Raw genomic sequence first — 26,812 nt, forward strand, 5'->3', positions numbered from 1 at the left:
TGTCCGATATGCGACGTTCTTTGGTGTTCCTCCTGCTGGTGAGCGCCCTGTTCGGCTGCGGAACGGTGCCGCCCGTCTCCGGCGCCGTTCCCGGCATGCCCCTGCCGTGGCCGTCCGAGGGCCAGGCGGCGGTCGAGGTGGAGGGCGTGGGCGGTCTGGGCGTCAGCGGCGAACCGAACCCGGTGCCCATCGCCAGCGTGACGAAGGTCATGACCGCCTACGTGATCCTGCGCCGCCACCCGCTCCGGCCGGGCGACGACGGCCCGCTGATCAGGGTGGACCGCACGGCCGCCGACGAGTCCTACGTTCCGCAGGAGTCCACCGTCCCGGTCAGGGAGGGCCAGCGGATACGGCTGCGCCGCATGCTGGAGTTGATGATGGTGGTGTCGGGGAACAACGTGGCCCGCCTCCTGGCCCGCTGGGACTCAGGTTCGCAGGAGCGCTTCGTCGAACGGATGAACGCCACCGCCCGCCGTCTGGGCATGTCCGACACCAGGTACACGGGTGCCAGCGGCAGCGAGGACAGCACCGTCAGCGTCGCGGCCGACCAGCTCAAGCTGGCCAGGGAGGCGATGCGCGACCCGGTCTTCCGCGAGGTGGTGGCGCAGGCGGACACCGCCGTCCCCGGCGACACGAGAAAGCTGCCCAACACCAACACGCTGCTGAACAGGCACGACGTCATCGGCATCAAGACCGGCTCCGGCACCGCCGCGGGAGGCAACCTGATGTGGGCCTCCCGCGTTCGGGGCCGCCTGGTGCTCGGGGTCATCCTCGGCCAGGCGGCGGGCACCAACCCGGTCGCCGCCAAGGAGGCGGCGCTGGAGGCGGGCGGGAGGATGAGCGCGGCGGTCGAGCAGTGGCTGCTCAGGCAAGCGGCTCTCGCGTCAGAGCCCGGTCCCGCCTGGTCCTCGACCTCCTGAGACGACCCGTCCCGCCCACCGGCACCGGCCGCGCCTGCCGCGCCACTAGAAGGTGAGAAACGCTCAAGGATCTGGCCGTCCGGCGGGGCCGCGAGGGTCGTCGGCAGACCGCCCGCCCTCGATCCTGAGATGTCGGGCATTGACCCCCGCGCTCCCCAAGGGCAATGATCTTGATTGACAGCAGTGGTGAGCGGGACTCATGTTTATTCGGGTGCCCTTCGCCGGCCGTTCTCGGGGAGTCTCCCCGGCTTGGGATCGAGAGCGAGGAGATGTCGATGAAGAAGAAGAAGCTCGAAGTCAAGATCAGGAAGCTCGAGAAGATCGAGACCACCATCAACCGCGGCGGACAGAGCGGCTGATCCACCGACACACAGAACCGGTCGGCCATCGTCCGACCGGTTCTGCTTTTCACCGTGTGAAGGGGAGGGCGGCCGAGTGCCTCTGCCCAGGGTGAAGCGCGTTCACCAGCCGTTCGTGTTGCCCGGGAATCGCATCGTCATCGGACTGTCCCAGTTCGGGGTGGCCTCGGAGATAGCCGACGACGAGGACGGCAGCATCGCCACGATCGTGGCCCTGATGGACGGCACCCGGACCGTCGACGAGATCTGCGCCGACTTCGCGAAGACCCATCCCGGCGTGGACGACGACAGCGTGCGCGACGTCATCGCCGACCTGACCGAGAGCGGCTTCGTCGAGGACGCCGAAGCGCCGGTGCCGGCGAACCTCACCGAGCGGGAGGTCGCCCGGCACGAATCGGCACGCCACTTCTTCAGCTGGATCGACACGTCGCCGCGCACGTCACCGCACGAGGTCCAGTCCAAGATCAAGGACGCCAGGGTGAGCCTGCTCGGCGTGGGCGGCACCGGATCAGCCGTCGCGGCGGGGCTGGTGTCGAGCGGCATCGGGGCACTGCGGATCGCCGATTTCGACAGCGTCGAAGAGTCGAACCTGACCCGCCAGCTCCTGTACGCCGAGTCGGACGTGGGCAAACCCAAGGTCGACCAGGCGATCGAGCGGCTGCGGGCGATGAACGGCGCGGTCCTGGTGACCGGAAGCAACACCAAGGTGACCGGCCCTGATGACGTCGTGGAGCTGATGACCGGCTGCGACCTGTTCGTCCTGTGCGCCGACGAACCGCATCCGGACATAGTCGAGTGGACCAACGAGGCGGCCCTGCGGACCGGCACCCCGTGGTTCATGAGCCTGTACACCGGGCCGATGGTCGTCGTGGGCTCGTTCGTACCGGGTGAGACCGGCTGCTGGGCCTGCCTGGACCGGCAGGAGGAGGCGCGCAAGGAGAAGGAGCTCGGACGGCTGCTCACCGAGCCGCGGCCGAACGCGGTGGTCGCGGCCAGCGCGAACATCAGCGGCCACCTGTGCGCGCTGGAGGTGCTGTACCAGCTCGGCGGCCTGCCGGCGCAGACCCGCGGCAGGGTCTTTCACTGGAATCTGGCCGTCTGGGACCACCAGTACCACATCGACGTCCCGCGCGACGACGACTGCCCGCTCTGCGGGCCGACGGCTCGGTGAGCGCCCCGGCGGCCGAGGTCGGCGCGGGCAGCGTCGTACGCTTTCACCGGCTCGTCGTCCGTCCCGACGACGACGCCCCGGACGCGATCATCGTCGGCCGCCCGGACCTCGGCGAGTTCGTCGAGCTGCCCGCGGTGTGCGGAGACGTGATCCGGCTGCTCGGCGAGGGGCGTCCGGTCGCCGACGTCGAAGCCGCCGTCGCCGCCGAGCACGACGTCGAACTGGACGTGGCCGACTTCGTGGAATCCCTCGCCGACCTCGCCTTCGTGGCCGAGATCGACGGGCTCCCGCTGCCCGGCCCGGCGTCCGAGCCGGTGACCGGCCACTTCATGGGCATCACCGAGCGGCACGTCCGCTGGCTCTTCGCCAGGCCCATGAAGCTCTTCTGGCTCGCCGTCGTCGCGGCCGCGGCGCTGACCGTCCTCACCCGGCCCGGCCTGTTCCCCCGGCACCAGGACTTCTTCTGGAGCGGGTACACCGGGCTCTCGGTGCTGGTCAACACGGCCTTCTTCTCCGTCGTCGCGAGCGTGCACGAGATGATGCACCTGCTGGCGGCGCGTTCGCTGGGCGCGCCCGCGAGGATCGCGTTCGGCACCAGGCTGCACTACCTCGTCGTGCAGACCGACGTCACCGCCATCTGGGGGGTCCCCCGGAGGCGCCGGTACCGCGTGTACCTGGCCGGAATGGCCTCCGACGTCTTCCTCATCGCGACGATGGTGCTGGCCGTCGCGTACCTGCCGCTGCCCGACCCGGCCCAGGCGCTGCTCCGGGCCTTCACGCTGACCACGCTGCTGTGCCTGCCCCTCCAGGCTCAGATCTACATGCGGACCGACCTGTACTTCGTGCTCCGCGATCTGCTCCGGTGCAAGGACCTGTTCGGCGACGGGCTCCGCTACGTCCGGTATCTGTTCGACAGGGCGGTCGCCCCGTTCAGGAAACCGGGCTCGCCGGTGACCGACCCCACCGGCGACCTGGCCCCGCACGAGCGGCGCACCGTCAGGATCTACGCCGTCGCCCTCGCGCTGGGCAGTTCCGTCACGTTGACGGTCTTCGCCCTCTACGGCGCCCCGATCGTCATCACCGGGCTGGCCCACGCGCTCACAGCCGTCTGGGACGGACTCCACGGCGGCCCCGTCCTCGCCGCGCTCGACGCCGCGCTGCTCGTCTTGGTCGAGGGCGGCATCCAGGTGCTGTTCCTGGTGACGTTCATCCGTACGCGCCGGTCGAGGTCGTAGCCGGGTCGGCGCGCGGGCGTCCGCCCAAGGGGACGGCCGGGGCCGCCTCCCTTCTCTACGGTCATCTTCCGGCCGGGCAGGCGGAACAAGACTGTTTCTTCGGCCTGTACGGCTGTCAGGCTGTGACCATGAACGCCACAGGTGGTGAGGTCTGGGATCCGTTCGGCACCCTGCACGGCGCCCTGTGGATCGGAGGCGGCCAATGGGCCGGCAAATCCACCGTCGCCAGGCTGCTGGCCACCCGATACGGGCTGACCGCGTACCACTACGACCATCACGACGCGCGTGCGCACAATGACCGTCGGATCGCACGCCGGGTACGGCTTGGCGAGCCCACCGCGGACCCCGACCCGGACAGCGTCTGGGTGAACACCAGCCCTCGGGAGATGGCCGACGAGACCCTGGCCGGTTTCCCCACGCGGTTCGAGTGGGCTTTGGACGACCTGCGCGGCCTGGTATCGGGGCGGCCCATCATCGCCGAGGGCTGGGGACTGCGTCCCGAACTGGTCGCCCCCATCATCGACTCACCCCGTCGAATGATCGTGATGGTGCCGACCGAGGAGTTCCGTGAGCGTCAGCTCCGCGAACTGCCCCGTGCCGCCGCCGTCGATCACGCGGTCAGCGACCCTGATCGAGCACGGCGCAACCGGCTCGCCCGAGACCGCCTCGTCGCCGACGAGGCCGCCCGCTCCGCTCGTCGCCTGGGCATACGGGTCCTTGAGGTCGACGGGCTCGACGACGCGGAGGCCGTGGCGGACATCGTGGCCGACCACTTCCGCCCCTATCTGCCGCTGTCGAACGTCCACATGCCCTGACCGCGCGGCCGATCGTCGCACTCGTGCCGAGCTCCACGGACGCCGCCGACGACCCGTCCCGGAGGTGCGGTTCGCTTTTGATGCGGTACACGGCTCAGCGGGGACGGTGGCCTTTCCTGCCCCGGCCGGTTTGCGCCCCCCGGCGGCCCGACCGGTCCGGAGCGGGACTCCGCGGCTGCTTCCGTGTCTTCCCCGGGGCAGGCTCGGGGGTACGGCCCCGCGAGCTGTTCATCGTACGCCCGCGGACGATGCCGATGAAGTCCTCCACCAGCTCGGTCGTCGCCTCCGTGGGCCAGGCGAGCGCGATCTGCGACTGCGGCGCCTCCACGACCGGCCGGTAGGTCAGGTCTTTGCGGTGGTACAGGCGCGCCAGCGACTGCGGGACCAGCAGCAGCCCGGCCCCCGCCGCCACCAGCTCGATCGCCTCCGCCGTCGTGTCCGGGCGCGTGAAAGCCGGCAGCCCGGGCAGGGCCGTCCACTCAAGGGTGTCGTCCATCGGATGGAGCACCTCTTCGTCGGCGAGATCGGCGACGGTCACCTCGTCGGCCGCGGTCACCAGGTGATCCTTCGGCACCACGACCACGGTGGTCTCGACATAGAGAGGAATCACGCTGAGCCCCTCGCGGTCCACGGGCAGCCGCACGAGCCCGGCGTCGGCGCCGCCGTCGCGCAGGGACCTCACCGCCTCGGCGGCGGCGACGGGGACCAGGGTGAGTGGCACGTCGGGCACACGCTCGGCCCAGACGCCCGCCCATTTGGCGGGCGTCACCCCGGGGACGTAAGCCAGCCGGAACTCCCTGTCAGTCACCTCCTCACGGTACCGGTGTCAGGGGAAGCGGCTTCACGCCATACCCTTGACATCATGACCAAGCTCAAGACCACTCAGACGATGAAGCCCGCGACCGCGGCCAAGAAGCTGGGTGTGCTCCTCTCGGCCACTCCCGCCGAGTTCCAGGAGGGAGTCGTCTCCCGGGATGAGCTGAACGCGCTGCAGGCCGATCCGCCGGCGTGGCTGGCCGATCTGCGGCGCAACGGGCCGCACCCCAGGCAGGTCGTCGCCGTGAAGCTGGGCGTCTCCAACTCGGGCCTGGCCAGGGGCGGCATCACCGGGCCGCTCACCACCGCCGAGATCGACGCCATCAAGGCGGAGAACCCCGAGTGGCTGCAGCGTGAGCGGTCGGTTCAGGCCGAGGTGCGCAAGGAGGCGCAGCGCCTCAAGCAGCGCTAGCCGGCCGCTGGAAGCGGCGGCCCGGTTCGGTCCGCCGCCGTTCGGGCCTGCCGCCGAGTCTTTCCGGCGCGGCCCTGCGCATGATCCGGTCCGCCGTTCGGGCCGGCCGTTGAGTCTTTCCGGCGCGGTCCTGCGCATGAGCGGCTGAGTCCGGTGTGACCGGTGTGGCCGGTGTTCGTTGTGGAACATCTCAACCCCACACAGGGCATGCGCGGAAGACGGCGCCGATTTGTCGGTGCGGCGATCTAACGTCCCGGCCATGACTTCAGCGACGCAGGCGTACACGTACGCCGCGCCCTCCTCCCTCGTCGACGGCCGTCTCGGATTGGCGACCTCCGGCGGCCGGGCCCTGTCCGGCCCGGCCGTGGCCCCCCGGTTCTTCAGCGGCGTGGTGACCCAGGCGGCCCCCGCCGCGGCGGCCCTGCTCGGCGTCGCGGATGTGGCGCTGGCCCGCTACCACCAGCCGCAGGCGCGGCCCGGCTGGGTGCGCGACCCGGTGGTGACGTGCAACGGAGACCGGCTGCGGTTCGAGTCGTTCTCGGCCTGCGGCGGCGTGTACGCCCGGCTTGATCTGCTGAGCGGCGCGCTCGACGGCGAGGTGTTCGACCGGGGCACCACCAACGTCGACGTGAACGCGCCGCTCCGGGAGGCGCTGGCGCGCATCGGCGCGCGTGACCCGTTGCACCTGGGAGTGGGCCTCGACGAGCTGGTCGTGACCACGATGGACGGCGCGGTGGTGGAGAAGAAGGTGCCGCTGCCCGAGCGCTGGCTACGCGGCTTCGCCGAGGTGCAGGTCATCGCCTCGGGCATGGACCAGCGCGGTGAGCTGACCGGAATGGCGGCGGTACGGTTCCTGCGCGGGCTGCCCAGGAAGGGCACGGTGTGGGTGGCGCAGGCGGGGCGGGAGCTGAAGGTCTCCGACCGTCAGGTTGCGGGCTCGGTCCAGCTCGACGGCCCCAACCGGCTCGGCACCCTCCTGCCGCTGCTGCGCTTCGCGAAGTCCCTCCGGATGTACGGCCCGGCCGACGCCGCCTCCAGCGCCTGGGAGCTGGAGCTGCCGGGCATGCGCTACACGCTCACCCTCTCGCCCGAGCGCTGGCGCGGCTTCTCCGGCGAGGGCGCGGTGCTCGACGACCTGGCCACCGACGAGGCCGAGAACGACGCCGACGTGGTGGGCATGCTGCTCAACTTCGAGCCCGAGGTCGAGATCGGCCTGCTGGCCGACCGCGCGGGCATGCCCGCCGACCGGGTGCGGGCCGCGCTGACGCAGCTCGGCGTCGCCGGCCGGGTCGGCTACGACCTGTCGGAGGCCGCCCACTTCCACCGTGAGCTGCCCTATGACAAGGACAACGTGATCCTGCTCAACCCGCGGCTGGCCAAGGCGCGCAAGCTCGTCGACGCGGGCGCCGTGCGCCTCGAAGGCGAGTCGGCCACCGTCCACACCGCGGGCGGCGCGCGCCGGGTCTCGCTGGCCGACGGATCCTGCACCTGCGAGTGGTGGTGGGACCATCGCGGTTCCCGTGGGCCGTGCAAACACGTGCTGGCCGCCCGGATCGTCGCCCGCGCCGCCGTGGAGGTCCCCCGATGACCCTCTGGACGGAGATCTGCGACCTGGTCACTCGCAACCAGGTCCACCGCCTGCCCGGGGGTGACGGACACGGCTCGGGCTCCGGCCGTCGGGAGGCCGGCCCCCGTGCTTTCCGTGGTCAGGACAGGCTGATCGAACAGGCGATCGTGGATCTCCGCGCCGGCGGCGAGCGGATCCACGCGGTCCGGCGTGGATCCGCTCACCCCGTCGACCGGCGTTCGATCAGTTCGGCGGGGAGCCGGGTGCTGGTCAGGGGGCGGTCCGGGTCGGCGATCCGGCGCAGCAGCAGGTCGACCGCGGCCGTGCCCGCCTCATCGGCCGGCAGCCGGATCGTGGTCAGGGCCGGCTGGAGATACGCGGCGAACGGGTGGTCACCGTACCCGAGTACGCGCACGTCATCGGGTACGGCCAGGCCGCACTCCCGGACGGCCCGGTAGACGCCCAGCGCGAAGTAGTCGTTCGCGGTGATCATCAGGTCCGGGTGGTTGTCCGGGGTGATCAGGTTGGCGGCCAGGGCGTACGCGTCGTCGGGACGCCAGGGCAGGCTGGCGCCGCTCGTACGGCGGGTGGGCACCTTCAGCACGAGTGAGTGCTCGTGGGCGATGCCCAGTTCGTCGAGCGCGCGCCGGAAACCCGCGATCCTGGCGGCGACCGTGCTGACGCGGAGGTCCTCCTCCAGCAGCCAGATCCGCCGGACGCCGGGACGGGCCACCCGGACCACCGCGTCGGCGATGGCCGACTCCACGTCGATGCCGACGAAGTCCAGCCCGCGGCCGGGGATGTCGCGGCTGATCTGCACCACCGGGATGTTCGCCTCGCTCAGCCCGTCCCACACGTCACTCCTGGACTGGGTGGCGACGCCCAGCACTCCGTCCACGCCGAACCGCAGGAGCTGCTGGACCGCGCGCTCCTCGTTCTCCTCGGAGTCCTCGGTCACGAGGAGCAGCACAGAGTAACCGGCCGCGCGGCACTGCCGTTCGACCGCGGAGATCAGCGCGGCGTAGAACGGGTTCGACGGGTTGGTGATGACCAGGCCGACGACCATGGTCCGGCCGGACACCAGCGAACGGGCGTGACTGTTCGGGACGTACCCGAGCCGCTTGGCCTCGGCGACGATCAGGGCCCTGGTGCTCTCGCTGACCTGGTCCTTGCCGGTCAGCGCCCGGGACACGGTGTTCGCCGACAGGCCCAGCCGGTCGGCCACATCGCGTAGCGTCACCCGTTGCGAACGTGCCATCCCGTCATCCTCCGGCTCAGCTCTTGCCGACCAAGTAGATGCGAAGTCTGGCAGCCGGAGTCTCGTCGCCGGAAACCCGGCAGCGTACCCTCAGCCACTGGCCGAAGCCGGTGACCAGCCAGCTCGTCATCCCGGGCGTCTCGACGCGAACCTGCGGCACGTCGGCCGGGCACCAGGTCAGGCCGTCCGGCGAGATCTCCGTGGTCAGCTCCAGCGTCCCGGTCAGCTCGTGCGCCTGGACGAAGAAGCGCGCCTCCTGTGCCCACGGTAGCTCGTACGGCTCGGTGGCGAGTTCGTCGTTCACCAGTGCGGCGCGCTCCAGCACCGCGGTCATGGTCGATCGCATCGTCATCACCAATCCACCGAGATGAGCACGGAGTCGAGGAAGAGGAAGTTGCGGATGTCGGCGTGGGTCCGGACGGAGAAGTAGAAGTTGAGCAGGTTGTCCAGGGTGCTGTAGCGGTCGGGGTAGACCGGTACCGGGACGTCCCTCATGTCCATGACCCGGTCGTTGAGCCGGAGCTCCACGTTCGACCGCGTGCGGGTGTCGATGTCCCAGCGCAGGTAGTGCCAGTTGATCTTGGTGGGCACCTCGTTGACGCACAGCTCCAGCGGCTTGTCGAAGTACCGCCAGTCGTCCGGGTCGGGCGCGGTGAAGTCGGCCGCGTACGGCAGGGCGAACTTGCCCTCCTGGTGGTCGCGCGGCGTCGGCTCGGGCACCACCGGGTACATCCACTGCTGGGTCATCTCGCCGGCGAGGTTCGTGTTCTGGTAGCGGATCACGTTGTGGTAGCGCACGCCGTTGTCCGCGCAGATGTCGGTGGCCACGGTGAACGCGCCGAACTGCGCCTCCGACGGGTGCCGGTTGCCGTCCCAGGCGACGCTGGCGGGCAGTTCGCGGCCGACGGTCGCCTCGGCCTTGAACGCGAAGTACGCCTCGATGCGCACCAGGCCCCGGCCGGCCATGGTGAGCCGGCGGATGCCGGTGGCCGTGTGCCCCCGGTGGGCGCGGGTGGCGAGCTTCAGCGCGTAGTTCCCACTGAGCGTGCCGTGCGTGCCGACGTCGAAGAAGGAGCAGGAGGAGAGCTGCGGCGGCCGGAAGTCGCGCATGTGCTCGTCGACCGTGCTGAGGTCACCCCGGCCGTTGTAGTTGCCGATCAGCTCGGTCCAGCCGTGGGTGGTGGAGTCGAACCGGTCGAAGCACAGGATCCGGCCGAGCGGATCGTACTTCGACAGGCCGGCGTCGATGACCGGCGCTGTGGGTCCCATGTGCGGTCCTCTCATTAACGCTCATGTGAACAGCTCAATGGCCGAAACCCTTGACCTGCGGAGCAGGCCACTCGTAATGTTGCGGCCACATTAACGTTAATGGTTCGAATGCAGAGGCGCAATCGACAAGCTGTGATGAGGGAGTCAACGATGACACTGCGGCTCAGCCGGGCCACGATCGCTTCCACCGTCGGCACCGCGCTCGAGTGGTACGACTTCTCGCTGTACGGCACCGCCGCCGCACTGGTGCTGCCACTCGTGTTCTTCCCCGCCGGCGACCCGGTGGCGGCGACCCTGTCATCACTCGGCACCTTCGCCGTCGGGTTCTTCGCCCGGCCGGTCGGCGGCATCATCATCGGCGTCCTCGGCGACCGCATCGGCCGCCGCACGATGCTGTTCGTCACCCTGCTCCTGATGGCGGTGGCCTCGACGCTGATCGGCCTGCTGCCCTCCTACGCCGCCGTCGGCCCGGCCGCGCCGATCATGCTCGTGGCACTGCGCGTGGTGCAGGGGCTCGGCGCGGGCGGCGAGTACGCGGGGGCCATGCTGATGTCCGCCGAGCACTCCGAGACCCGGGCGCGCGGGCTGAACGCCAGCACGCCGACCCTCGGCAACGCGATCGGCTCGCTGGTCGCGACGGGCGTCTTCTTCCTCGTCTCCTCGGTCATGTCGCACGACGCGTTCATCGCCTACGGCTGGCGCATCCCGTTCCTGCTCAGCGTCCTGGTGGGCGTGGCCGGCGTGATCGTGCGACTGAAGGTCTCCGACAGCCCCGAGTTCCGTGAGGCGCGGGACAGCGGCGGCAGCGTGCAGGCGCCGCTGCGGGCATTGTTCGCCTCCTCCCGCCACAAGATCATTCCCGGCATGCTCATCAGCGTCGCACCGAACGTGATCAGCTACCTGCCGTCCGTCTACGCCCTGACCTACCTGACCACGCACGTGCACGCCGAGTCGTGGATCGGCCTGACCGGCGTGGTGATCGCCAACTTCGTCAAGATCGTCACCGTGCCGACCGCGGGCTGGCTGTGCGACCGGTTCGGACGGCGACCGGTGATGGTCGCCGGATCGGTCGCGGCGGCGGTGCTGTTCTACCCCTTCTTCTTCATGCTCGACACCGGCACGCCCGTCGTGATCTGGGCCGCCTTCGTGATGATCTTCACGCTCTGCAACGACCTGACGCTCGCCTCGCAGGCCACGATGATGTCGGAGCTGTTCGACGTCCGGTACCGCTACACCGGCGTCACCTTCACCCGGGAGATCGCCGGCGCCGTCGTCGGCGGCTGCATCCCCTTCGTGGCCGCCTGGCTCGACGGCTGGTCCGGTGGCCAGACCTGGCCCATCGTGGCGGTGTCCGCCCTGCTGTGCCTGCTCTCGGCGGTCGGCACCCGGTTCATCAGCGAACCCGCCCACCTGCGGGAGCCCTCACCGGTGACGGCGCGCAGCGGCGGCGCGGTCGTATAGCCCGCTCGCCGGCCCGGAGGGGCGGGCGTGCCGTACCGGCGAGGCTCCTCGCGGATCGGATCGTGTTCCGCCCGCCGGGTGATCGTCACCCTGCCGTGTGCGCGAGGATGGCGGCGGCCAGCTCCTCGTGCGCCTCCGGCGGCAGCGTGTGCCCCATGCCCTCCACGATCATGAGCCGCGCCCCCGGGATCCGCTCGGCGATGACCGCGCCGTGGCCCGGCTTGACCGGCTCGTGGCTGCCCTCGATGACCAGTGTGGGCGCCTTCACCCGGTGCAGCACGCCCACCGGCTCGAAGTCGGGCTTGGCCATGGCGGCCAGCCGGTGGTTGGCCGCCGCCGACAGGTCGCGGGCCCGCTCGTGGATCCGCTCCTGCAGCCGGCGGGCCGCGTCCTCGTCGAACGGCAGGCCGGTGCCGTGCAGCACGCGCTGCTCGGCGATCATTCCGTCGATCACCGAACGCCGGTCCTGCGGCGGCGGGGCGGCCATCAGCGCGCGGTAGAAGGCCACGAACTCCGGCGCCGGCTCCGGCAGGGCGCCCTCGGACTGCGGCTGCCCCGTCAGGGCCCGCACGAGCACCTCGCCCTCGCCGCCGCCGAGCGGCGAGGAGGCGATGACGGTCAGCGAGCGCACCCGCTCCGGCCGCTCCACGGCGATGAGCTGGCCGAGCAGCCCGCCCGCCGAGTGGCAGACCAGGTGCGCGCTCTCCAGGCCGTGGGCGTCCATCACACGGTAGACGTCGTCCTTGATGTCGTCCCACATGTACGGCTCCGCCTCGAAGTCGACGGTGCCGGACATGCCGGTGTCGCGGTGGTCGTACCGGATCACCCGGCGGCCTCCGGCGGTCAGGCGGCCGACGAACTCGTCCGGCCACAGGACGCCCTGCGACATCGAACCCATGATCAGCAGGATCGGCGCGTCGGTCTCGGCGCCGAACTCTTCACTCCAGATGTTCACGTTCTGCATGCCTCACAGCATGCCGTCCCCGGCCACGGGCGCCTTCTGTAGAACTACCAGTCGCGCCAGGTCCGTACGTGAGCCGATGCCCAGCTTCGGATAGATCTTGTACAGGTGGTACTCGACCGTGCGCGGGCTCAGGAAGAGCTTGGCGGCGATCTGCTTGCTCGACAGTCCGTCGGCGACCAGGCCCGCGATGCGCAGCTCCTGCGGGGTCAGCGCGTCGAGCGCGGTCGCGGGCGGGGCCTGCCCGCTCTCGCCCGCCGCCCGCAGCTCGTCCTGCGCGCGCCGCGCCCACGGCCGCGCGCCGGCCCGCTCGAACGTCTCCCACGCCGTCCGCAGATGCGCCCGCGCCTCGCCCGGCCGCTGCGCGCGGCGCAGGCGCTCACCCAGCAGCAGGGCCGTCCTGGCCGCCTCGAACGGGTTGGTGTGCAGCCGCAGCGCCTCGCCGAAGGCGTCCTCGGAGGCGTCGATCAGGCCCCGGCAGCGGGCCAGCAGCGCGCGCGACTCGGGCGTCGCGGCATGCGCCGACCACCGCTCGTACGCGGCCAGCGCCGCCCTCGCGCCCGCCTCGTCACCCGCGCCCAGGGCGGCCTCGACGTGGTCCGGCGCGGACCGCCACACCACGGTCGGATGCCCGGCGCCCGGTCCCGCCGCGGCGATCGCCGTGAAACGGTCGCGCGCCGCCGCGTGGCGGCCCAGGCACAGGTCGAGCATCGCCAGCGCGTACGCGGCCACCCCCGCGCGCAGTCCCACCCGGTGCGGGATCGCGATGGCCAGCGCCTCACGGGCCTGCCGCTCGCACGGCTCCTCCTCGCCGCGCAGCGCCGCCAGCACCGCCAGGTTGGCCAGGTGCGCGGCCACCGTGTTCTCGTACCCGGCCTCCCGGGCCAGCGCCAGGCCCTCCTCGGAGACGGCCTGGCTGCGTGCCAGCCGTCCGGCGATGCGCTCGGCGGTCGCCACGAACTCCAGCACGACGGGGAGCTGACCGGTCATCCCCGACACCCTGGCCACCCGCCCGGCCCGCTCGGCCATCTCGGCGGCCAGGTCCGGCTCGCCCAGAGCGCTGGCCGCGGCCGTCACCCACAGGTATCCCGTCGCGTCCTCCTGCTCGTCGGCCCGCGCCAGCGCCCGGCGCAGCAGGCCCGGCCCCGCGGCGTCACCGTCCATCGTCAGGCCGATCCCGGCCACCGTGTCCCGCAGGAACCCCTCGGGGTACGCCACCGCCCGCCGGCCGAGCTCGGCGACGGCCGCCGTGTCGCCGACGTACGAGGCCGCCTCCATGGCATCGGCCAGCATGTCCAGGCCGTCGCCCGCCGCCAGGATCCGTACGGCCTCGGCGGCGTCGCCCGAGTTCAGCTCGAACCGGCCCCGGAGCTGGGCGATCTCCATGGCGAGGGCGGCGTCCTCACCGGCCCGTTCGCGCGCCTCGGCCAGCAGCGACTGCGCCTGTCCCGGACGGCCGCCGAGCCAGGCCGCGACGGCGGCGTCCTTCAGGCGGACGGCACGGGCGCGCGGCTCGGGAGTCAGCTCGGCGGCCCTGGCCAGGGCGGTGGCGGCGGCGCCGTACCCGCCGCGGTCGCGTGCCCGCTCCGCGGCGGCGACCAGCGTGGCGGCGACCTGCTCGTCCTGGCCCAGGACGGCTCCGGCCAGGTGCCAGGCGCGGCGGTCGCCCTCGGTCAGCTCCGCCAGGACGGCGCGCACGCGGCGGACGTCGGCAGGGGCGGCCGCCTCGTGGAGCGCGGATCGGATGAGCGGATGGCGGAAGCGCACGCTCGTGCCCGACACCCCGGCCAGTCCGCTCTCCTCCAGCTCGGCCAGCGCCGCCCGCCCGGTCACCGCATCCTTGCCGGGCGGCGCCGGCCGTCCGGCGGACAGTCGCCCGGCGGCGCGCAGTACCAGGTCGAGGTCGGCCTCGACGGCGGCGACCAGGGCGACCAGCCGGGCGGGGTCGGACAACCCGGCCACCCGATCGCCGAAGAGCCGGGCGCCGCCGGGCAGCGGATCGGGCAGCGGTTCGCGCCCGGCGAGCTGCGCGGGCGTCAGGCGGGCGGCGATCTCCCCCAGGGCGAGCGGGTTCGCGCCGGTGAGCGCGGCGAGCTCCCGTTTCACCTGGGCAGGCAGCGTACCGTGGCGGGACTCCAGCAGCTCGGCCGCGGCGGACTCGGCCAGGCCCCGCACGTCCACCGTCAGCGGCACGCCCTTGACCGGAGCCTCCCCGCGTACGGCGAACAGCATCGCGATCCGTTCCGTCCCCAGCCGTCTGGCGGCGAACAGCAGCGCGTCGGCCGAGGCCCGGTCGACCCACTGGAAGTCGTCGATCACGCAGACCAGCCCGTCCGGCACGGCCGCCTCGGCCAGCAGCGAGAGCACACCGGCCCCCACCAGGAACCGATCGCCGGCACCGCCCGCGGCGAGTCCCAGGGCCGCGCGCACGGCATCGCGCTGCGGCTCGGGCAACGCGTCGAGCGAGCCGGCCACCGGCCACAGCACCTGGTGCAGCGCCGCGAACGCGAGATCGGACTCGGACTCGACACCGGTGGTCCGCAGCACCCGCATCGCGCCGCCGCGCGTGGCCGCCGCGTCGAGCAGGGCGGTCTTGCCCGCACCCGCCTCGCCCCGCAGCACCACCGCGCCGCCGGAGCCGTCGCGGGCCCGCGCGATCACCTCGTCGAGCGCGCTGATTTCCGCAGATCTGCCATAAAGCACGAAAACCCACTGTAGAAGGCCCCCGTACCGTCCCGTCCCCGCGGAGCCGCTTCTCACAACCGTCGCCGCGGCCGTCCGGTGACGGGTCCGCTCCGCCCGGGACCGTGCGACGGGCCCGCGATGTGCATCGCGGCCCGCGTGGACGAGGTCTCGGCTTCTACCCCGGGTCGGGCAGGGCGAGGCAGAGGGCGTCCAGCGCGGCCGTGAACGCGTGCTCGGGCGGTGTGCCGTACCCGATGACCAGGCCGTCGCGCGGTGGCATCGTGCTGTCGGGGTGCAGATAGGGGCTCAGGCCGTCCAGGGCGAGGCCGAGGCGGCGTGCGGCGCGGAGGGCGGCCTGCTCGGTGCCCGGGGGAAGCTCGAGGACGGCGTGCAGCCCCGCGGCGATACCGCTGATCGTGATGTGCGGGGCGCGTTCGGCGAGCACGGTCGTGAGCAGGTCGCGGCGGCGCCGGTAGATCCCGCGCATCCGGCGCAGCTGGCGGTCGTAGGCGCCGCCGGCGATGAAGTCGGCGAGCGTGAGCTGGTCCGTCACACCCGACCACAGTTCGCGCGAGCCCTTGGCCGCGACGATGTCGTCCACCAGCCGGCCGGGCAGCACCATCCAGCCGAGCCGGAGCGCGGGCGACAGGCTCTTGCTCGTCGACCCGAAGTAGATGACGCTGTCGGGATCGAGTCCCTGGACGGCGCCGACCGGTTCGCGGTCATAGCGGAACTCCCCGTCGTAGTCGTCCTCGAGCAGCAGGCCGCCTGTGACGCGGGCCCAGTCGATGACCGCGGCTCGGCGCCGCGGGTGCAGCGCGCCTCCGGTGGGGTACTGGTGCGCGGGCGTCAGCAGGACGGCTCGCGCGCCGGTGGCCGGGAGCTCCTCGATCCGCGCCCCGCGGGCGTCCACGGTGAGCGGCATGGTCGTCAGGCCCGCGTCGGTGAGGATGGAGCGGTGGAAGCCGAGTCCGTACGACTCGACCGCGATGGGACCGCGCAGCACCTGGCACACCAGGCGCAGCCCGTGCGCGAAGCCCGAGCAGATCACGATGCGGTCCGCTTCGGTGCGCACGCCTCTGGTGCGCGCCAGGTACTCCACCAGCGCCCCGCGCAGCTCCGGCCGGCCGCGGGGATCGCCGACGCCGAACGCCTCGCTGGGCGCGGCGGCCAGCGCGCGCCTGGCCGAGGCGGACCAGGACGTACGCGGGAAGGCGGAGGCGTCAGGGGAACTGGGCATCAGGTCGTACGTGACCCTGTGGCGGGTCGGGCGCGCGGGGAAGCGCCGGTGGCCGGGTTCCAGAGGCGCGGCGCGGTGCGCGACGTGGGTGCCGGAACCCTGACGGGCGGTGAGCCAGCCTTCCTCGGTGAGTTCCGCGTACGCGGCGGCGACGGTGTTGCGGGCGATGCCCAGGTCGGAGGCGAGAGCGCGGTAGGGCGGAAGCCGGGTGCCGGGCGCCAGCCGGCCCGATCCGATCGCCTCGCGCAGGGCCCGCATCAGCCGTACGCGCGCACCGCCCTCACCGGTGAGCTCCAGGTGCAGGTCGCTGCCGCCTTCCGGGCCGGAGCTCATCGTCCGCCCTCACGCCGGTCCGGACAGGCGACATGTCGGGAATTGGCCCACGAATCGTCCACGGAAATGCACCCTACTCCGGGTCACCTGCCGCCTTAGGTTCGTTGACATGACGAATGTCGCTATTTCCCCGCGTATGAACTTTTCGGCTGTCGCCCCCAGAGTCTTCAAGGCCGTGCTGGCCCTGGACGCCGCGGCCCGCGAAGGACTGGACCCGACCCTGCTCGAACTGGTGCAGATCCGCGCCTCCCAGATCAACCGGTGCGCGTACTGCATCGACTACCACACCGGCGACGCCCGCCGGGCGGGTGAGAGCGAGGCGCGCGTCCACCAGCTGAGCGCCTGGCATGAGTCCAGCCTCTACACCGCCAAGGAGCGCGCCGCCCTGGCGCTGACCGAGGCGATGACCCTGCTCCCCCAGGGGGTCCCGGACGCGGTGTACGACGAGGCCGCACGGCACTTCGACGACAGGGAACTCGCCCAGCTCATCGCGCTGATCTTCACGGTCAACACCTGGAACCGCATGAACGTGACCACGCGCAAGACCCCTGGAACCGAGTAACGGGACCCCGGTCCTCGTTCTCCCCTGTCCTCGTTCTCCCCGGCTCCGGGCGGTGGCCGTTCCTTCGCGGCCACCGCCCTTCGCATGACCTCTCAGAAAGGCCGACACCGTGACATCCGTCGACGTCCCGGCACCGGACGCGCCGCAGGACACGAGCCGATCACCGCTCCGGGGCTGGCTCGCGGTCCTCGCCGTGACGCTGGGGATCTTCGCCCTGATGACCTCCGAACTGGCTGCCCGTGGGGCTGCTCACCCCGATCGGCACCGCGTTGGACGTCTCCGAGGGCACCGCCGCCCTCATGGTCACCGCGCCCGGACTGGTCGCCGCCGTCGCGGCGCCGCTGGTCACCGTGGCCACCGGCAGGATCGACCGCCGGCTGGTGCTGGCCCTGCTGATCGGGACGGTGGGCGCGGCCAACCTCGCCTCCGCGTTCGCCACGAGCTTCGCCGTCGTCCTCCTCGCCCGGTTCCTGATCGGCGTCGGCGTCGGCGGCTTCTGGTCGCTGGCCGGCGGCATCGCCCTGCGCCTGGTGCCGAAGCACCATGTCGCGCGCGCCACCGCCGTCATCTTCGGCGGCGTCGAGACCGCTTCCGTGCTGGGCGTGCCCGCGGGCACCCTGCTCGGGGACCTCAGCGGCTGGCGCGTCGCGTTCGCGGCGGTGGGCGCCCTCGGCCTGATCTCACTGGCCTGCATGGTCATCGTGATGCCGAAACTGGAGTCGGAGCGGGTGATGACGTTCGGGGACCTGCCGCGGGTGTTCCGGGCGCACTCCGCGCTGCGCGTCGGGATCGCCATGACCTTCCTGGTCATCACCGGGCACTTCACCGCCTACACGTTCGTCCGGCCCCTCCTCCAGGAGGACGGTGTGTCCGACGGCATGATCAGTGTGTTGCTGCTGGTCTTCGGCGTCGCCGGCATCTGCGGCAACTTCATCGTCGGCGCGTTGGTCACCACGCGTCTCCGGCAGGTCATGTGCGGCATCTCCGTGCTCCTCGCCGTGGCCATGACCGCTCTCGCCGTGACCGGCCCCGGCGTCCTCCCGGCGGCGGTGATCCTCGCCGTCTGGGGCCTGGGCTACGGCGCCGTCCCGGTCGCCTTCCAGACCTGGATCCTGAACGCCGCTCCGGCGGCCCCCGAGGCCGCGTCCTCCCTGTACGTGTCGATGTTCAACCTGTCCATCGCCCTGGGCGCCCTCGTCGGCGGCATCGCGGTCGACATCGTCTCGACGGTGAGCGTGCTGTGGATCGGCGGCGCACTCGCCGTTCTCGTGCTCCCGCTCCTCGGGAGGCGCACGTCGCCCTGAGGTTCTCCGCCCAGGTCCGCCCGGGGGACGGAAGCGTCCCCCGAACGGCCCGCGGGTCGCGTGGAGTCGGGGAGCGTCGCTATTTCGCGATCGCCTCGCGGACGGACGGGACGATCTCCTGGGCCCAGCGGGCCAGTGTGGTGAGGTCGGAGACGCCGTGGTCGGCGGAGAAGAGCACGAAGCCCGACGCACCGTGCTCCAGCACGGCACCGGTCAGTTCCTCGGCCCATTGGCCGACGGAGCCGCCGATCCAGCGGCCGTCGCGGTCGCGGGTGGCGGGCAGTGGCCGATCGGTGATGCGCCCGGGGAAGTTGAAGACCGTGCGGATCTCACCCGGGTCGCGGCCGGCGGACGCCGCCGCCTCGTCGATGACCGGCCGCGACGTCCGGTAGCGCTCGCTGAGCCAGTCGGCCGCGTGGCCGGGGATCCAGCCGTCGGCGACGCGGCCGGTGGCGGCCAGGCTTCTCGGCCCGTTCGACCCCGTCCACACCGGCACCGCGGCCACCGGCGCGGGCTCGATCCGGTTCACCTGGTAGTGGCGGCCCCGGTGGGTGACCGGTGGGCCGCCGCCCGAGAGCTTCTTGATCAGGACGATGGCCTCCTCGAAGGCGTCCACGGCGGCGCCGGGCGTCTGCCGCGGCACCCCCATGTCGGCGATGCGGTCCCACAGTCCGCCCGCGCCCATGCCCAGCACGACGCGGCCGCCGGACAGCGCCGACAACGACGTCACGGTCCTGGCCAGCATGGGAGCGGGCCGGGTCGGCAGGTTGGTGACGTTGGCGAAACCGGCGATGTGCCGTGTACGCCCGAGGATGAAGCCGAGGGCGGCGTAGGCGTCCAGCCGCGCGCCGAGGTAGGGGTGGTCCGACAGCGAGAAGATGTCGAGCCCGTCCCGTTCCGCCTGCTGGACCATGCGTAACAGCTCGGGTATGTCGTCGATGTTGGGATGCGCGCCGAAACCGAAGACCACATCAGGTGCGGACAAAGTACTGCCTTTCCGTAGTGCGAAGAGAGAGGTTCACCATGCGTACGGCCTCGGACGTTCCATCCCGAGGTTCATCGTGCCCATGACGAGCCGGGACACCGACAGGCCGCTGTGACCCGGCCGGGTGCGGTCCGTGTCAGGCGGCGCCGAACTGCTCGGTGAAGCGGCCGGTGAACAGGTCGGCCCCCTTGTACGCCGAGACGGTCTCGGCCGGGACGACGACCGGTCCGTCGGGGCTGGGTCAGCGCCCGCAGCGAGCCGGCCGAGTTGACGAAAGCGTCCCGGGGATCGACGAGGGCGACGTCGGCCTCCGAGTCCAGCGCCTTCGCGACGGCGGCACCACCGTAACCTCCGCCGACCACCACGACCGTACGACTCATGATTCACACTCCAACACGAGAAAAGAGGGGTTCAGTTCGCGTCACGAACAATATTAGTTCGTGGAACGAACTTCAACCCCTCTCTCGGTCAGTGCGCGGCGTCAGGCTCCATGAAGACGACGGGCACCTTGTTGTCCGTCACCACGCGGCCGAGCAGGGCCGCGAGCATGTCGCGCTCCGCCGGGGTGAACCCCGAGGTCAGGTCCTCGATCCGGCGGCATGCCTCGGTGTGGAACTCCTCGGCCAGCTTGGCGCCGCGCCCGGTCAGGGCCACCCGTACCGCACGGGAGTCCTCGGGATCGGGCTGGCGCCGGACCAGGCCGTTGCGTTCGCTGCGATCCACCAGGCCGGTCAGGCTCGACTTGGCGAGGCCGAGCATCGCGCCCAGCTCGCCCATGCCGTACGGCTGCGCCATCAGCACGCACAGCAGCTGACCCTGCTGCTGGGTGATTCCGTGCTCACGGGCGGAATCCACATACACGGCGTTCACCAGAAACGTGGACCGCACCAGCGCGGCCACCGTCCCGATCGGGCCGTCGGCATTCTTGCTCATTGGCCCAGAGTAACGAATTCGTGGCACGAACTACCGGTTCCGCTCCCTTTCGGTGCCGGACGCGGGGGAGACGGTGCGACGAGCCAGGGCGACCCGCACGGCGCACGCCGTTCCGATCGCGAGGAGGACGACGCAGGCCGCGGTCACCCGCACGAGACCCTCGGCGGAGGAAGCCGCCGCGAAGTAAACGCTCCCGAGCCCGGCGATGGCGGTCACCCCGGCGAGCACGGGTCCGGTGGAGTTCAGCGCCGAGATCGCCGAAGCCAGCCGCGGCTCCACCAGAGAGGTGATCTGCGCTATCAGCGGACTGTACCCGGCGGCGTGGCCGGCCCCGGCGAGGAGCAGCAATGACGTGGAGCCGAGCGGATGCCACCGGTCACGGTAGAGGAGCACCAGCAATGCCGCCCCCGCCGCGAACATCACCGGCCCTGCTACCGGCAGCGCGTTCTGCAACCACTGCGGGTAGCGGTTCCAGCTCAGGCTGAGAACGCCGAAACCGAGGGTGTATGGAACGAACGCCAGCCCGGCCTGAAACGGAGAATGACCGAGCGCGGTCTGCAGGTGCAGGGTCAAGGTGAACAGGAAGACGGTGTAGCACCCCATGATGATCCAGCAGGCCGTCAGCCCCGGCCTGGTTCCGTCCGGCCGCAGCGCCTCCAGGTCCAGCAGCGGATGCCGCGCCCTGGTCTCATGGCGGACGAACACCACCAGCAACGCGACACCGCCCGCCAGCGAGATCCACGCCCAAGCGGGCCAACCGTGGTCTCGGCCGAAGATGAGCGGGACGGTGAGCGCCGTCATGGCGACGGTCAGCAGCGCCACTCCGGCCAGGTCGAGCCGTACCCGCCGGTCCGCGCGGGGGTTCGGCAGGACCCGGGGGCCGACCGCCGACAAGACCAGGCCGATTGGAACGTTGATCAGAAAGATGGGTCGCCAGGAGAGGCCGAACAGGTCGGCACCCGCGATCAGGCCCCCGACGACCTGCCCCAGCGCGACTCCCAGGGCGAGCACCATGCTGTAGACGCCGATCGCCCTACGGCGTGCCGCTCCGTCCCAGTGCATGTGGACGAGGGCGAAGATCTGGGGCGTGAGCAGTGCCGCCCCCATGGCCTGAGCGATACGGGCGAGTACCAGCACGGTCGCGTCGGGGGCCAGTCCGCACAGCAGCGACGCGCCGGTGAACCAGCCGAGCCCCCACAGGAACGCCCGCCGGTGTCCGACGACGTCGCCGATCCGCGCGCAGGTGACCAGCAGCACGCCGGTGGTCAGCAGGTAGCCCGACACGATCAACTGAATCTCGGCGTCACCGGCGTGCAGACTCTCACGGATGGTCTCCGCCCCCACCGACACGATCGACCCGTCCATGGACGCCATGGCCTGCCCGGTGAGCAGCACGGCCAGCATCCGGCTCCGGTGGGCGGCCGTCACCGGCGGAGGAGAAAGATTGATCATGCGTCCAGCATCGGCCTGTCCGTGCCCGCCCGTCTTGAACGAATATGCGGATGGCACCGGCGGTGGTGATGCGTAGGGTTGTCCGGTGCGTACCGCGAAAAGGCTGATCGAAAGCCCGCACTTCGTGATCAACTCGGTTGAGTGCTCGGACGATCACGCCGGCTGGTCCATGCCGGAGGCGTCACCCGCGGCCCAGATCGTGCTGGTCCGGCAGGGCCGGTTCCGGCTGGACTCCCAGGGCCGGCGGATGACGGTCGAGCCCACCGTCGGCTACCTGCACCGCCCGGGGTGGGAGATGCGCTTCGCCCACCCCGCGGGCGGTGACGTATGCACCTCGATCACATTCATCGGTGACGCGCTGACGGCCGGGCTCGACGCCGCCCGTTCTCCCGCGGTCCACGTGGACGCGCGGCTCGAACTGGCCCATCGCCTGCTCCTGCGTACCGGCGCCGACCCGGACTTCGCCGCCGTCGAGGCCGTCCTGGACCTCCTGCTGCTGGCGCTCCGCGAACAGTCCCAGGACGTGCCTTCGCCGGGACGGCAGGACCTGGCGGACCACGCTCGGGAGGCGATCCTCTCCGGCGAGCCGGACTGCGCCGACCTGGTGACCCTGGCCCGCCGGCTGAAGACCTCCCCGTCCCACCTGAGCCGCACCTTCCGCCACCACGTGGGCATGCCCTTGAGCCGTTACCGCAACCGGGTACGGGTGAGCCGCGCGCTGACGCGGATGGATCAGGGTGAGACGAACCTCGCGGCGCTCGCGGCCGGCCTCGGCTTCAGCGACCAGGCCCACCTGACCCGGGTCATGCGCGACGAACTGGGTCACACGCCCGGCCGGGTCCGTGCCCTTCTCGCCTCCGGAGGGACGGCCGCCGGCGGCCCCCGGTGAACCGCTCCGATGCTCCGTGGAGGTCGCGCTCGCGGACGCGGTGTACGAGCTTCCCGGCTCCGGCACCGGACCGGGTGATCCCCGGCCGGCGACGGGCGCCGTGTCAGTCGGCGCCCGTCGCCTCCAGGAGCGCGTCCGAGGTGTCGTCACCGGCCAGGAAGCCCCCGGACTGGTGGTGCCAGAGCCGGGCGTAGGGCCCCTGAGCCTGGAGCAGCTCGCCGTGGGTGCCCTGCTCCACGACGCGTCCCTGGTTGAGGACGACGAGCCGGTCCATGCGGACGACGGTGCTCAGGCGGTGCGCGACGACGAGCGCGGTGCGGTCCTGCATCAGCTTCCACAGCGCCTCCTGGACGAGGAGTTCGCTCTCGGAGTCCAGGGCGCTGGTCGCCTCGTCCAGCAGCAGGATCGGGGCGTCGCGCAGGATGGCGCGCGCGAGCGCGACGCGCTGCCGCTGGCCGCCGGAGAGCTTGACGCCGCGCTCGCCGACCAGGGTGTCGAACCCCTCCGGCAGGGCCTCGACGAACTCCGTGACGTGCGCCGCCTCCGCGGCCCGGAGGATCTCGGCCTCGGTCGCGCCCGGCCGGGCGAACGCGATGTTGTCGCGCACGGACCGGTGGAACATGGCGGGTTCCTGGGGGACGTAGGCGATGAGGCCGCGCAGGTCGGCCTGGCGCATCCGGGCGATGTCCTGGCCGCCTATCAGGATCCGGCCCCCGTCCACGTCCATGAGGCGCAGCAGCAGCCGGGTGAGGGTGCTCTTGCCGCCGCCGGACTGGCCGACCAGCCCGATCCTGGCGCCGCTGGGGATGTCCAGGTCCAGGTCCTTGAACAGGGGCGGGCCGTCGCCGTACCCGAACGTCACCCGCTCGAAGCGGACGCTCGCGTCGGCCGGGCGCAGCGGCTGCGGGTCGGCCGGATCGACCACGGTGGGCGGCACGAGGAGCAGCTCGGTGAACTGGGCCGCCTCGGTGAGCAGGCTCTCCATGCGCCGGTATATCTGGTTGAACTCGAACATGATGCTGATCGCGTTCGAGTAGTAGGTGAAGGTCACCACGATGGCCTCCGCGCCGAGACCGCCCCGGAGCGCCACGGCGAGGAGCAGCCCCAGGGCGCTGGTGAGCACCGACAGCGGGGCGACGACGGTGTCCACCCTGAGGTTGCCGTAGTCCCAGGAACGCAGGGACAGCCTGCGCTGCTCGGCGACCCGGACCCGGTACTCGGCGGCCTCGCGCTCCTCGGCGGCGAAGGCGCGGACCGTGTCCATGTTGGTCAGCACGTCGGCGACGTGGCCCGACACCAGCACCCTGGCGGCCTCGCGCTCGTCGACCAGCGCCTGGCGGCGGCGGATGAGCGGGGCGACGAGGAGGCCGGTGACGGCGATGAGGCCCACGAGGACGAGGACCAGCAGCGGGTGGTACCGCCACAGGACCACCGAGGCGAAGACCAGGGGCACCACCTTGGCGATGACCGAGAAGGTGAGCGTGTCGAAGAAGTCCTCGAACCGGGAGGAGAACCCGATGACCCGCTTGGTCAGCGAACCGGCGAAGTTGTCGTGGAAGAACGCGGTGTCCTTTGACATCAGCTCGTCCATGCCGACCACGCCGAGCCGCTCGATACCCCGGGCGTCGGTGCGGTTCAGGAAGTGCAGCCCCAGCCGCCACAGCACCTCGCCCGCCAGCAGCAGCGCGCCGAAGCCGAGGACGTACGGCAGCAGCGCGTCGAGGGTGCCGTCCCCGCCGCCGGCCAGGTGCCCCACGAGCCCGGCCACCATCAGCGGCGCCAGGTAGAACAGGCAGATGTTGCCCATCGCCGGCAGCGTCATCGCGGGCGCCGCGACCGGCCACTGGCGCCTCAGCTCACCGCAGTAGTGGCGCAGCGCCAGCAGGACCGCCGACCTGCGCGCGGATGAACCGTCCTCAGAGCCTTCGCGTGATCCGAGCACCGCCGCCACCCTCCCCGGATGCCTACCCCGCCTCGGCCATGCTGCCTCAGGGGCGTGCGGAGGAGCGAGCGGTTTTCCCGACGCCCCGCCTAGGGTCGTCGCCATGACCGATTTCTTCGCCGGGGATCCCCGTACCAACCGTGAGCGCATGCTGGCCGGAGACCTGTACATCGCCGACGACCCCGAGCTGGGGGCCGCCCTCGGACGCGCCGCCGCCCTCGCCCACCGGTACGGCGAGCTCTACCACACCGACCAGGAGGCCGCCCGGTCCGTCCTCGCGGAGCTGCTCGGCTCGATCGCCCCCGACGTCCACATCCGGCCGCCGCTGTACGTCGACTACGGCTCCCACATCACGGTCGGTTCCGGCACGTTCGCCAACTACGGGCTGACCGCCCTGGACGTGGCCCCCATCACCATCGGCGACGACGTGCAGATCGGCCCGAACGTCCAGCTGCTCACCCCCACACATCCCGTCGAACCCGAGCCGCGGCGGGCGAAGCTGGAGGCCGCCAGGCCGATCGTGATCGGGGACAACGTCTGGCTCGGCGGCGGCGCCATCGTGCTCGCCGGGGTGACGATCGGCGCGAACAGCGTCATCGGCGCCGGCGCCGTCGTCACCAGGGACGTCCCCGCGAACGTCGTCGCCGTGGGCAACCCGGCCAGGGTGGTCCGCCACCTCTGAGCGGCGGCCGGGCGGCCCTTTTCGGCCCGGGCGGGGTCTCAGGCGTTGGTGGGGAAGCCGAGGTTGACGCCGCCGTGGCTGGGATCGAGCCAGCGGGAGGTGACGACCTTGCCCCGGGTGTAGAAGTGCACGCCCTCGGTGCCGTGGACGTGGGTGTCGCCGAAGAGCGACGCCTTCCAGCCGCCGAAGCTGTAGAAGGCCATCGGCACCGGGATCGGCACGTTGATGCCGATCATGCCGACCTCCACCTCGTTCTGGAAGCGGCGGGCGGCGCCGCCGTCGTTGGTGAAGATCGCGGTGCCGTTGCCGTACTCGCCGTCGTTGATCAGTCGTAGACCCTCGGCGTAGGAGGAGACCCGCACGATCGCCAGGACGGGGCCGAAGATCTCCTCGGTGTGCACCCGCGAGCCCGGCGGCACGTGGTCCAGCACGGTCGGGCCGAGCCAGAAACCCGGGGTGTCGGCGGCGGCGCCGCCGCCCAGGATCGGGGTGCGCCGGCCGTCGACGACCAGGGTGGCGCCCTCGGCCACGCCCGTCTCCAGGTAGGAGGCGACCTTGTCGCGGTGCACCTCGGTGACCAGCGGGCCCATCTGGGAGGCGGGGTCGTCGCCGGGGCCGACGGTCAGCTTCTCGACCCGGGAGACGATCTTGTCGACCAGTTCGTCGCCGACCGGGTCGACGGCCAGCACGACGGAGATCGCCATGCACCGCTCGCCGGCCGAGCCGAAGCCCGCCGACACCGCCGCGTCCGCCACCAGGTCGAGGTCGGCGTCGGGCAGCACCAGCATGTGGTTCTTGGCGCCGCCGAGCGCCTGGACCCGCTTGCCGTGCGCGGTGCCGGCCTCGTAGACGTACCGGGCGATCGGGGTGGAGCCGACGAAGGAGACCGCCCGCACGTCCGGATGCTCCAGCAGCCGGTCCACCGCCGCCTTGTCACCCTGCACGACGTTGAAGACGCCGTCGGGCAGGCCCGCCTCCTTCCACAGCTCGGCCATCAGCAGCGACGCCGACGGGTCCCGCTCGGACGGCTTGAGGACGAAGGTGTTGCCGCAGGCGATCGCGATCGGGAACATCCACATCGGCACCATGACCGGGAAGTTGAACGGGGTGATCCCGGCGACCACGCCCAGCGGCTGGCGGATGGAGTAGGAGTCGACCCGGGTGGAGACGCCCTCGGAGAAGCCGCCCTTGAGCAGGTGCGGAATGCCGCAGGCGAACTCGGCGACCTCCAGGCCGCGGGCCACCTCGCCCAGGGCGTCGGAGTGGACCTTGCCGTGCTCGGCGCTGATCAGCGCCGCCAGTTCGCCGGCGTGGGCGTCCACCAGCTCGCGGAAGCGGAACAGCACCCGGGTGCGCCTGACCAGCGAGGTGTCGCGCCAGGCGGGCCAGGCCGCCGCCGCGGCGGCCACCGCCTCATCGACCTGCTCGGCCGCGGCCAGGTGGACCCGTCCGGCGACCGTCCCGGTCGCCGGGTCGAAGACGTCGGCGGTACGGCCGGAGCCCTCGACCGCGGCTCCGCCGATCCAGTGGGTGATGTTCTTCACGATCCCGCTTCCCGCGC

23 protein-coding genes are annotated in these 26,812 nt (G+C 71.6%); 11 read left to right on the forward strand and 12 right to left on the reverse strand.

What is annotated here, in order from left to right:
• Positions 1 to 8 precede the first annotated feature (8 nt).
• The 4 genes from ACQP10_RS36010 (at position 9) to ACQP10_RS36025 (ending at position 4,500) form a co-directional block, all read left to right on the forward strand.
• Positions 9 to 920 carry a D-alanyl-D-alanine carboxypeptidase family protein gene (locus tag ACQP10_RS36010; protein WP_346018557.1) on the forward strand — a complete coding sequence of 304 codons (912 nt, stop codon included), beginning with the start codon at positions 9 to 11 and terminating at the stop codon, positions 918 to 920.
• A 474-nt stretch (positions 921 to 1,394) separates the two neighbouring features.
• Positions 1,395 to 2,450: a TOMM precursor leader peptide-binding protein gene (locus tag ACQP10_RS36015; protein WP_346018556.1), complete on the forward strand. Its 1,056-nt coding sequence runs from the start codon at positions 1,395 to 1,397 to the stop codon at positions 2,448 to 2,450.
• A complete protein-coding gene (locus tag ACQP10_RS36020; protein WP_346018555.1) occupies positions 2,447 to 3,685 on the forward strand; it encodes a hypothetical protein in 1,239 nt (412 codons plus the stop codon). Before ACQP10_RS36015 ends, ACQP10_RS36020 begins: the two co-directional genes overlap by 4 nt.
• Before the next feature lie 128 nt (positions 3,686 to 3,813).
• Positions 3,814 to 4,500, forward strand: coding sequence for a hypothetical protein (locus ACQP10_RS36025; protein WP_346018554.1), 687 nt, complete (start codon positions 3,814 to 3,816; stop codon positions 4,498 to 4,500).
• A 94-nt stretch (positions 4,501 to 4,594) separates the two neighbouring features.
• On the opposite strand, the gene ACQP10_RS36030 is transcribed toward ACQP10_RS36025, so the two are convergent.
• The gene (locus ACQP10_RS36030; RefSeq protein WP_346018553.1) at positions 4,595 to 5,308 is read right to left on the reverse strand and encodes a LysR family substrate-binding domain-containing protein; all 714 of its coding nucleotides are present in this window, start codon (positions 5,306 to 5,308) and stop codon (positions 4,595 to 4,597) included.
• Positions 5,309 to 5,362: 54 nt separating this feature from the next.
• Here ACQP10_RS36030 and ACQP10_RS36035 point away from each other — a divergent pair, with 54 nt between their 5' ends.
• Positions 5,363 to 5,728, forward strand: coding sequence for a DUF5997 family protein (locus ACQP10_RS36035; RefSeq protein ID WP_179822306.1), 366 nt, complete (start codon positions 5,363 to 5,365; stop codon positions 5,726 to 5,728).
• A 259-nt stretch (positions 5,729 to 5,987) separates the two neighbouring features.
• Positions 5,988 to 7,316 (forward strand): SWIM zinc finger family protein, encoded by a 1,329-nt coding sequence (locus ACQP10_RS36040; RefSeq protein WP_433540524.1) that lies wholly within the window; start codon positions 5,988 to 5,990, stop codon positions 7,314 to 7,316.
• A 199-nt stretch (positions 7,317 to 7,515) separates the two neighbouring features.
• Here the strand turns inward: ACQP10_RS36040 and ACQP10_RS36045 are convergent, their stop codons facing one another.
• The 3 genes from ACQP10_RS36045 to ACQP10_RS36055 are packed head-to-tail and all read right to left on the reverse strand — an operon-like array spanning position 7,516 to position 9,822.
• Positions 7,516 to 8,553 (reverse strand): LacI family DNA-binding transcriptional regulator, encoded by a 1,038-nt coding sequence (locus ACQP10_RS36045; protein ID WP_346018551.1) that lies wholly within the window; start codon positions 8,551 to 8,553, stop codon positions 7,516 to 7,518.
• Positions 8,554 to 8,569: 16 nt separating this feature from the next.
• Complete coding sequence (locus ACQP10_RS36050) at positions 8,570 to 8,905, reverse strand: hypothetical protein (protein WP_218911765.1); 336 nt, start codon at positions 8,903 to 8,905, stop codon at positions 8,570 to 8,572.
• The gene (locus ACQP10_RS36055) at positions 8,905 to 9,822 is read right to left on the reverse strand and encodes a DUF6772 family protein (RefSeq protein WP_346018550.1); all 918 of its coding nucleotides are present in this window, start codon (positions 9,820 to 9,822) and stop codon (positions 8,905 to 8,907) included. Before ACQP10_RS36055 ends, ACQP10_RS36050 begins: the two co-directional genes overlap by 1 nt.
• 150 nt (positions 9,823 to 9,972) lie before the next feature.
• Here ACQP10_RS36055 and ACQP10_RS36060 point away from each other — a divergent pair, with 150 nt between their 5' ends.
• On the forward strand, positions 9,973 to 11,283 hold the full coding sequence (locus ACQP10_RS36060) for an MFS transporter (RefSeq protein ID WP_346018549.1): 1,311 nt from the start codon (positions 9,973 to 9,975) through the stop codon (positions 11,281 to 11,283).
• A gap of 85 nt (positions 11,284 to 11,368) precedes the next feature.
• On the opposite strand, the gene ACQP10_RS36065 is transcribed toward ACQP10_RS36060, so the two are convergent.
• From ACQP10_RS36065 to ACQP10_RS36075, 3 genes are all read right to left on the reverse strand, one after another.
• The gene (locus tag ACQP10_RS36065) at positions 11,369 to 12,247 is read right to left on the reverse strand and encodes an alpha/beta fold hydrolase (protein ID WP_433540525.1); all 879 of its coding nucleotides are present in this window, start codon (positions 12,245 to 12,247) and stop codon (positions 11,369 to 11,371) included.
• A 3-nt stretch (positions 12,248 to 12,250) separates the two neighbouring features.
• On the reverse strand, positions 12,251 to 14,947 hold the full coding sequence (locus ACQP10_RS36070) for an AAA family ATPase (RefSeq protein ID WP_433540526.1): 2,697 nt from the start codon (positions 14,945 to 14,947) through the stop codon (positions 12,251 to 12,253).
• A gap of 157 nt (positions 14,948 to 15,104) precedes the next feature.
• Positions 15,105 to 16,502, reverse strand: a complete 1,398-nt coding sequence (locus tag ACQP10_RS36075; RefSeq protein ID WP_346018546.1) for a PLP-dependent aminotransferase family protein — start codon at positions 16,500 to 16,502, stop codon at positions 15,105 to 15,107.
• 136 nt (positions 16,503 to 16,638) lie between these two features.
• Here ACQP10_RS36075 and ACQP10_RS36080 point away from each other — a divergent pair, with 136 nt between their 5' ends.
• The gene (locus ACQP10_RS36080; RefSeq protein ID WP_399501777.1) at positions 16,639 to 17,064 is read left to right on the forward strand and encodes a carboxymuconolactone decarboxylase family protein; all 426 of its coding nucleotides are present in this window, start codon (positions 16,639 to 16,641) and stop codon (positions 17,062 to 17,064) included.
• A gap of 239 nt (positions 17,065 to 17,303) precedes the next feature.
• Entirely contained in the window at positions 17,304 to 18,368 is a 1,065-nt protein-coding gene (locus ACQP10_RS36085) for an MFS transporter (RefSeq protein WP_433540527.1), read from the forward strand.
• A gap of 79 nt (positions 18,369 to 18,447) precedes the next feature.
• Here the strand turns inward: ACQP10_RS36085 and ACQP10_RS36090 are convergent, their stop codons facing one another.
• From ACQP10_RS36090 to ACQP10_RS36100, 3 genes are all read right to left on the reverse strand, one after another.
• Positions 18,448 to 19,353 (reverse strand): LLM class flavin-dependent oxidoreductase, encoded by a 906-nt coding sequence (locus ACQP10_RS36090; RefSeq protein WP_346018543.1) that lies wholly within the window; start codon positions 19,351 to 19,353, stop codon positions 18,448 to 18,450.
• A gap of 468 nt (positions 19,354 to 19,821) precedes the next feature.
• Positions 19,822 to 20,286 carry a MarR family winged helix-turn-helix transcriptional regulator gene (locus tag ACQP10_RS36095; RefSeq protein WP_399501775.1) on the reverse strand — a complete coding sequence of 155 codons (465 nt, stop codon included), beginning with the start codon at positions 20,284 to 20,286 and terminating at the stop codon, positions 19,822 to 19,824.
• A gap of 30 nt (positions 20,287 to 20,316) precedes the next feature.
• Positions 20,317 to 21,738, reverse strand: a complete 1,422-nt coding sequence (locus ACQP10_RS36100) for an MFS transporter (protein ID WP_433540528.1) — start codon at positions 21,736 to 21,738, stop codon at positions 20,317 to 20,319.
• Positions 21,739 to 21,823: 85 nt separating this feature from the next.
• Between ACQP10_RS36100 and ACQP10_RS36105 the strand changes: the two genes are divergently transcribed.
• Positions 21,824 to 22,627, forward strand: coding sequence for a helix-turn-helix domain-containing protein (locus tag ACQP10_RS36105; protein ID WP_346018540.1), 804 nt, complete (start codon positions 21,824 to 21,826; stop codon positions 22,625 to 22,627).
• Positions 22,628 to 22,730: 103 nt separating this feature from the next.
• Here ACQP10_RS36105 and ACQP10_RS36110 read toward each other — a convergent pair whose 3' ends face one another.
• The gene (locus ACQP10_RS36110; protein WP_346018539.1) at positions 22,731 to 24,569 is read right to left on the reverse strand and encodes an ABC transporter ATP-binding protein; all 1,839 of its coding nucleotides are present in this window, start codon (positions 24,567 to 24,569) and stop codon (positions 22,731 to 22,733) included.
• A 103-nt stretch (positions 24,570 to 24,672) separates the two neighbouring features.
• Between ACQP10_RS36110 and ACQP10_RS36115 the strand changes: the two genes are divergently transcribed.
• Positions 24,673 to 25,251: a sugar O-acetyltransferase gene (locus ACQP10_RS36115; RefSeq protein ID WP_433540529.1), complete on the forward strand. Its 579-nt coding sequence runs from the start codon at positions 24,673 to 24,675 to the stop codon at positions 25,249 to 25,251.
• A gap of 38 nt (positions 25,252 to 25,289) precedes the next feature.
• Here the strand turns inward: ACQP10_RS36115 and ACQP10_RS36120 are convergent, their stop codons facing one another.
• Complete coding sequence (locus ACQP10_RS36120) at positions 25,290 to 26,798, reverse strand: CoA-acylating methylmalonate-semialdehyde dehydrogenase (RefSeq protein ID WP_433541966.1); 1,509 nt, start codon at positions 26,796 to 26,798, stop codon at positions 25,290 to 25,292.
• Positions 26,799 to 26,812 lie beyond the last annotated feature (14 nt).

Source organism: Streptosporangium sandarakinum, assembly GCF_050942225.1.
Lineage (GTDB): Bacteria > Actinomycetota > Actinomycetes > Streptosporangiales > Streptosporangiaceae > Streptosporangium > Streptosporangium nondiastaticum.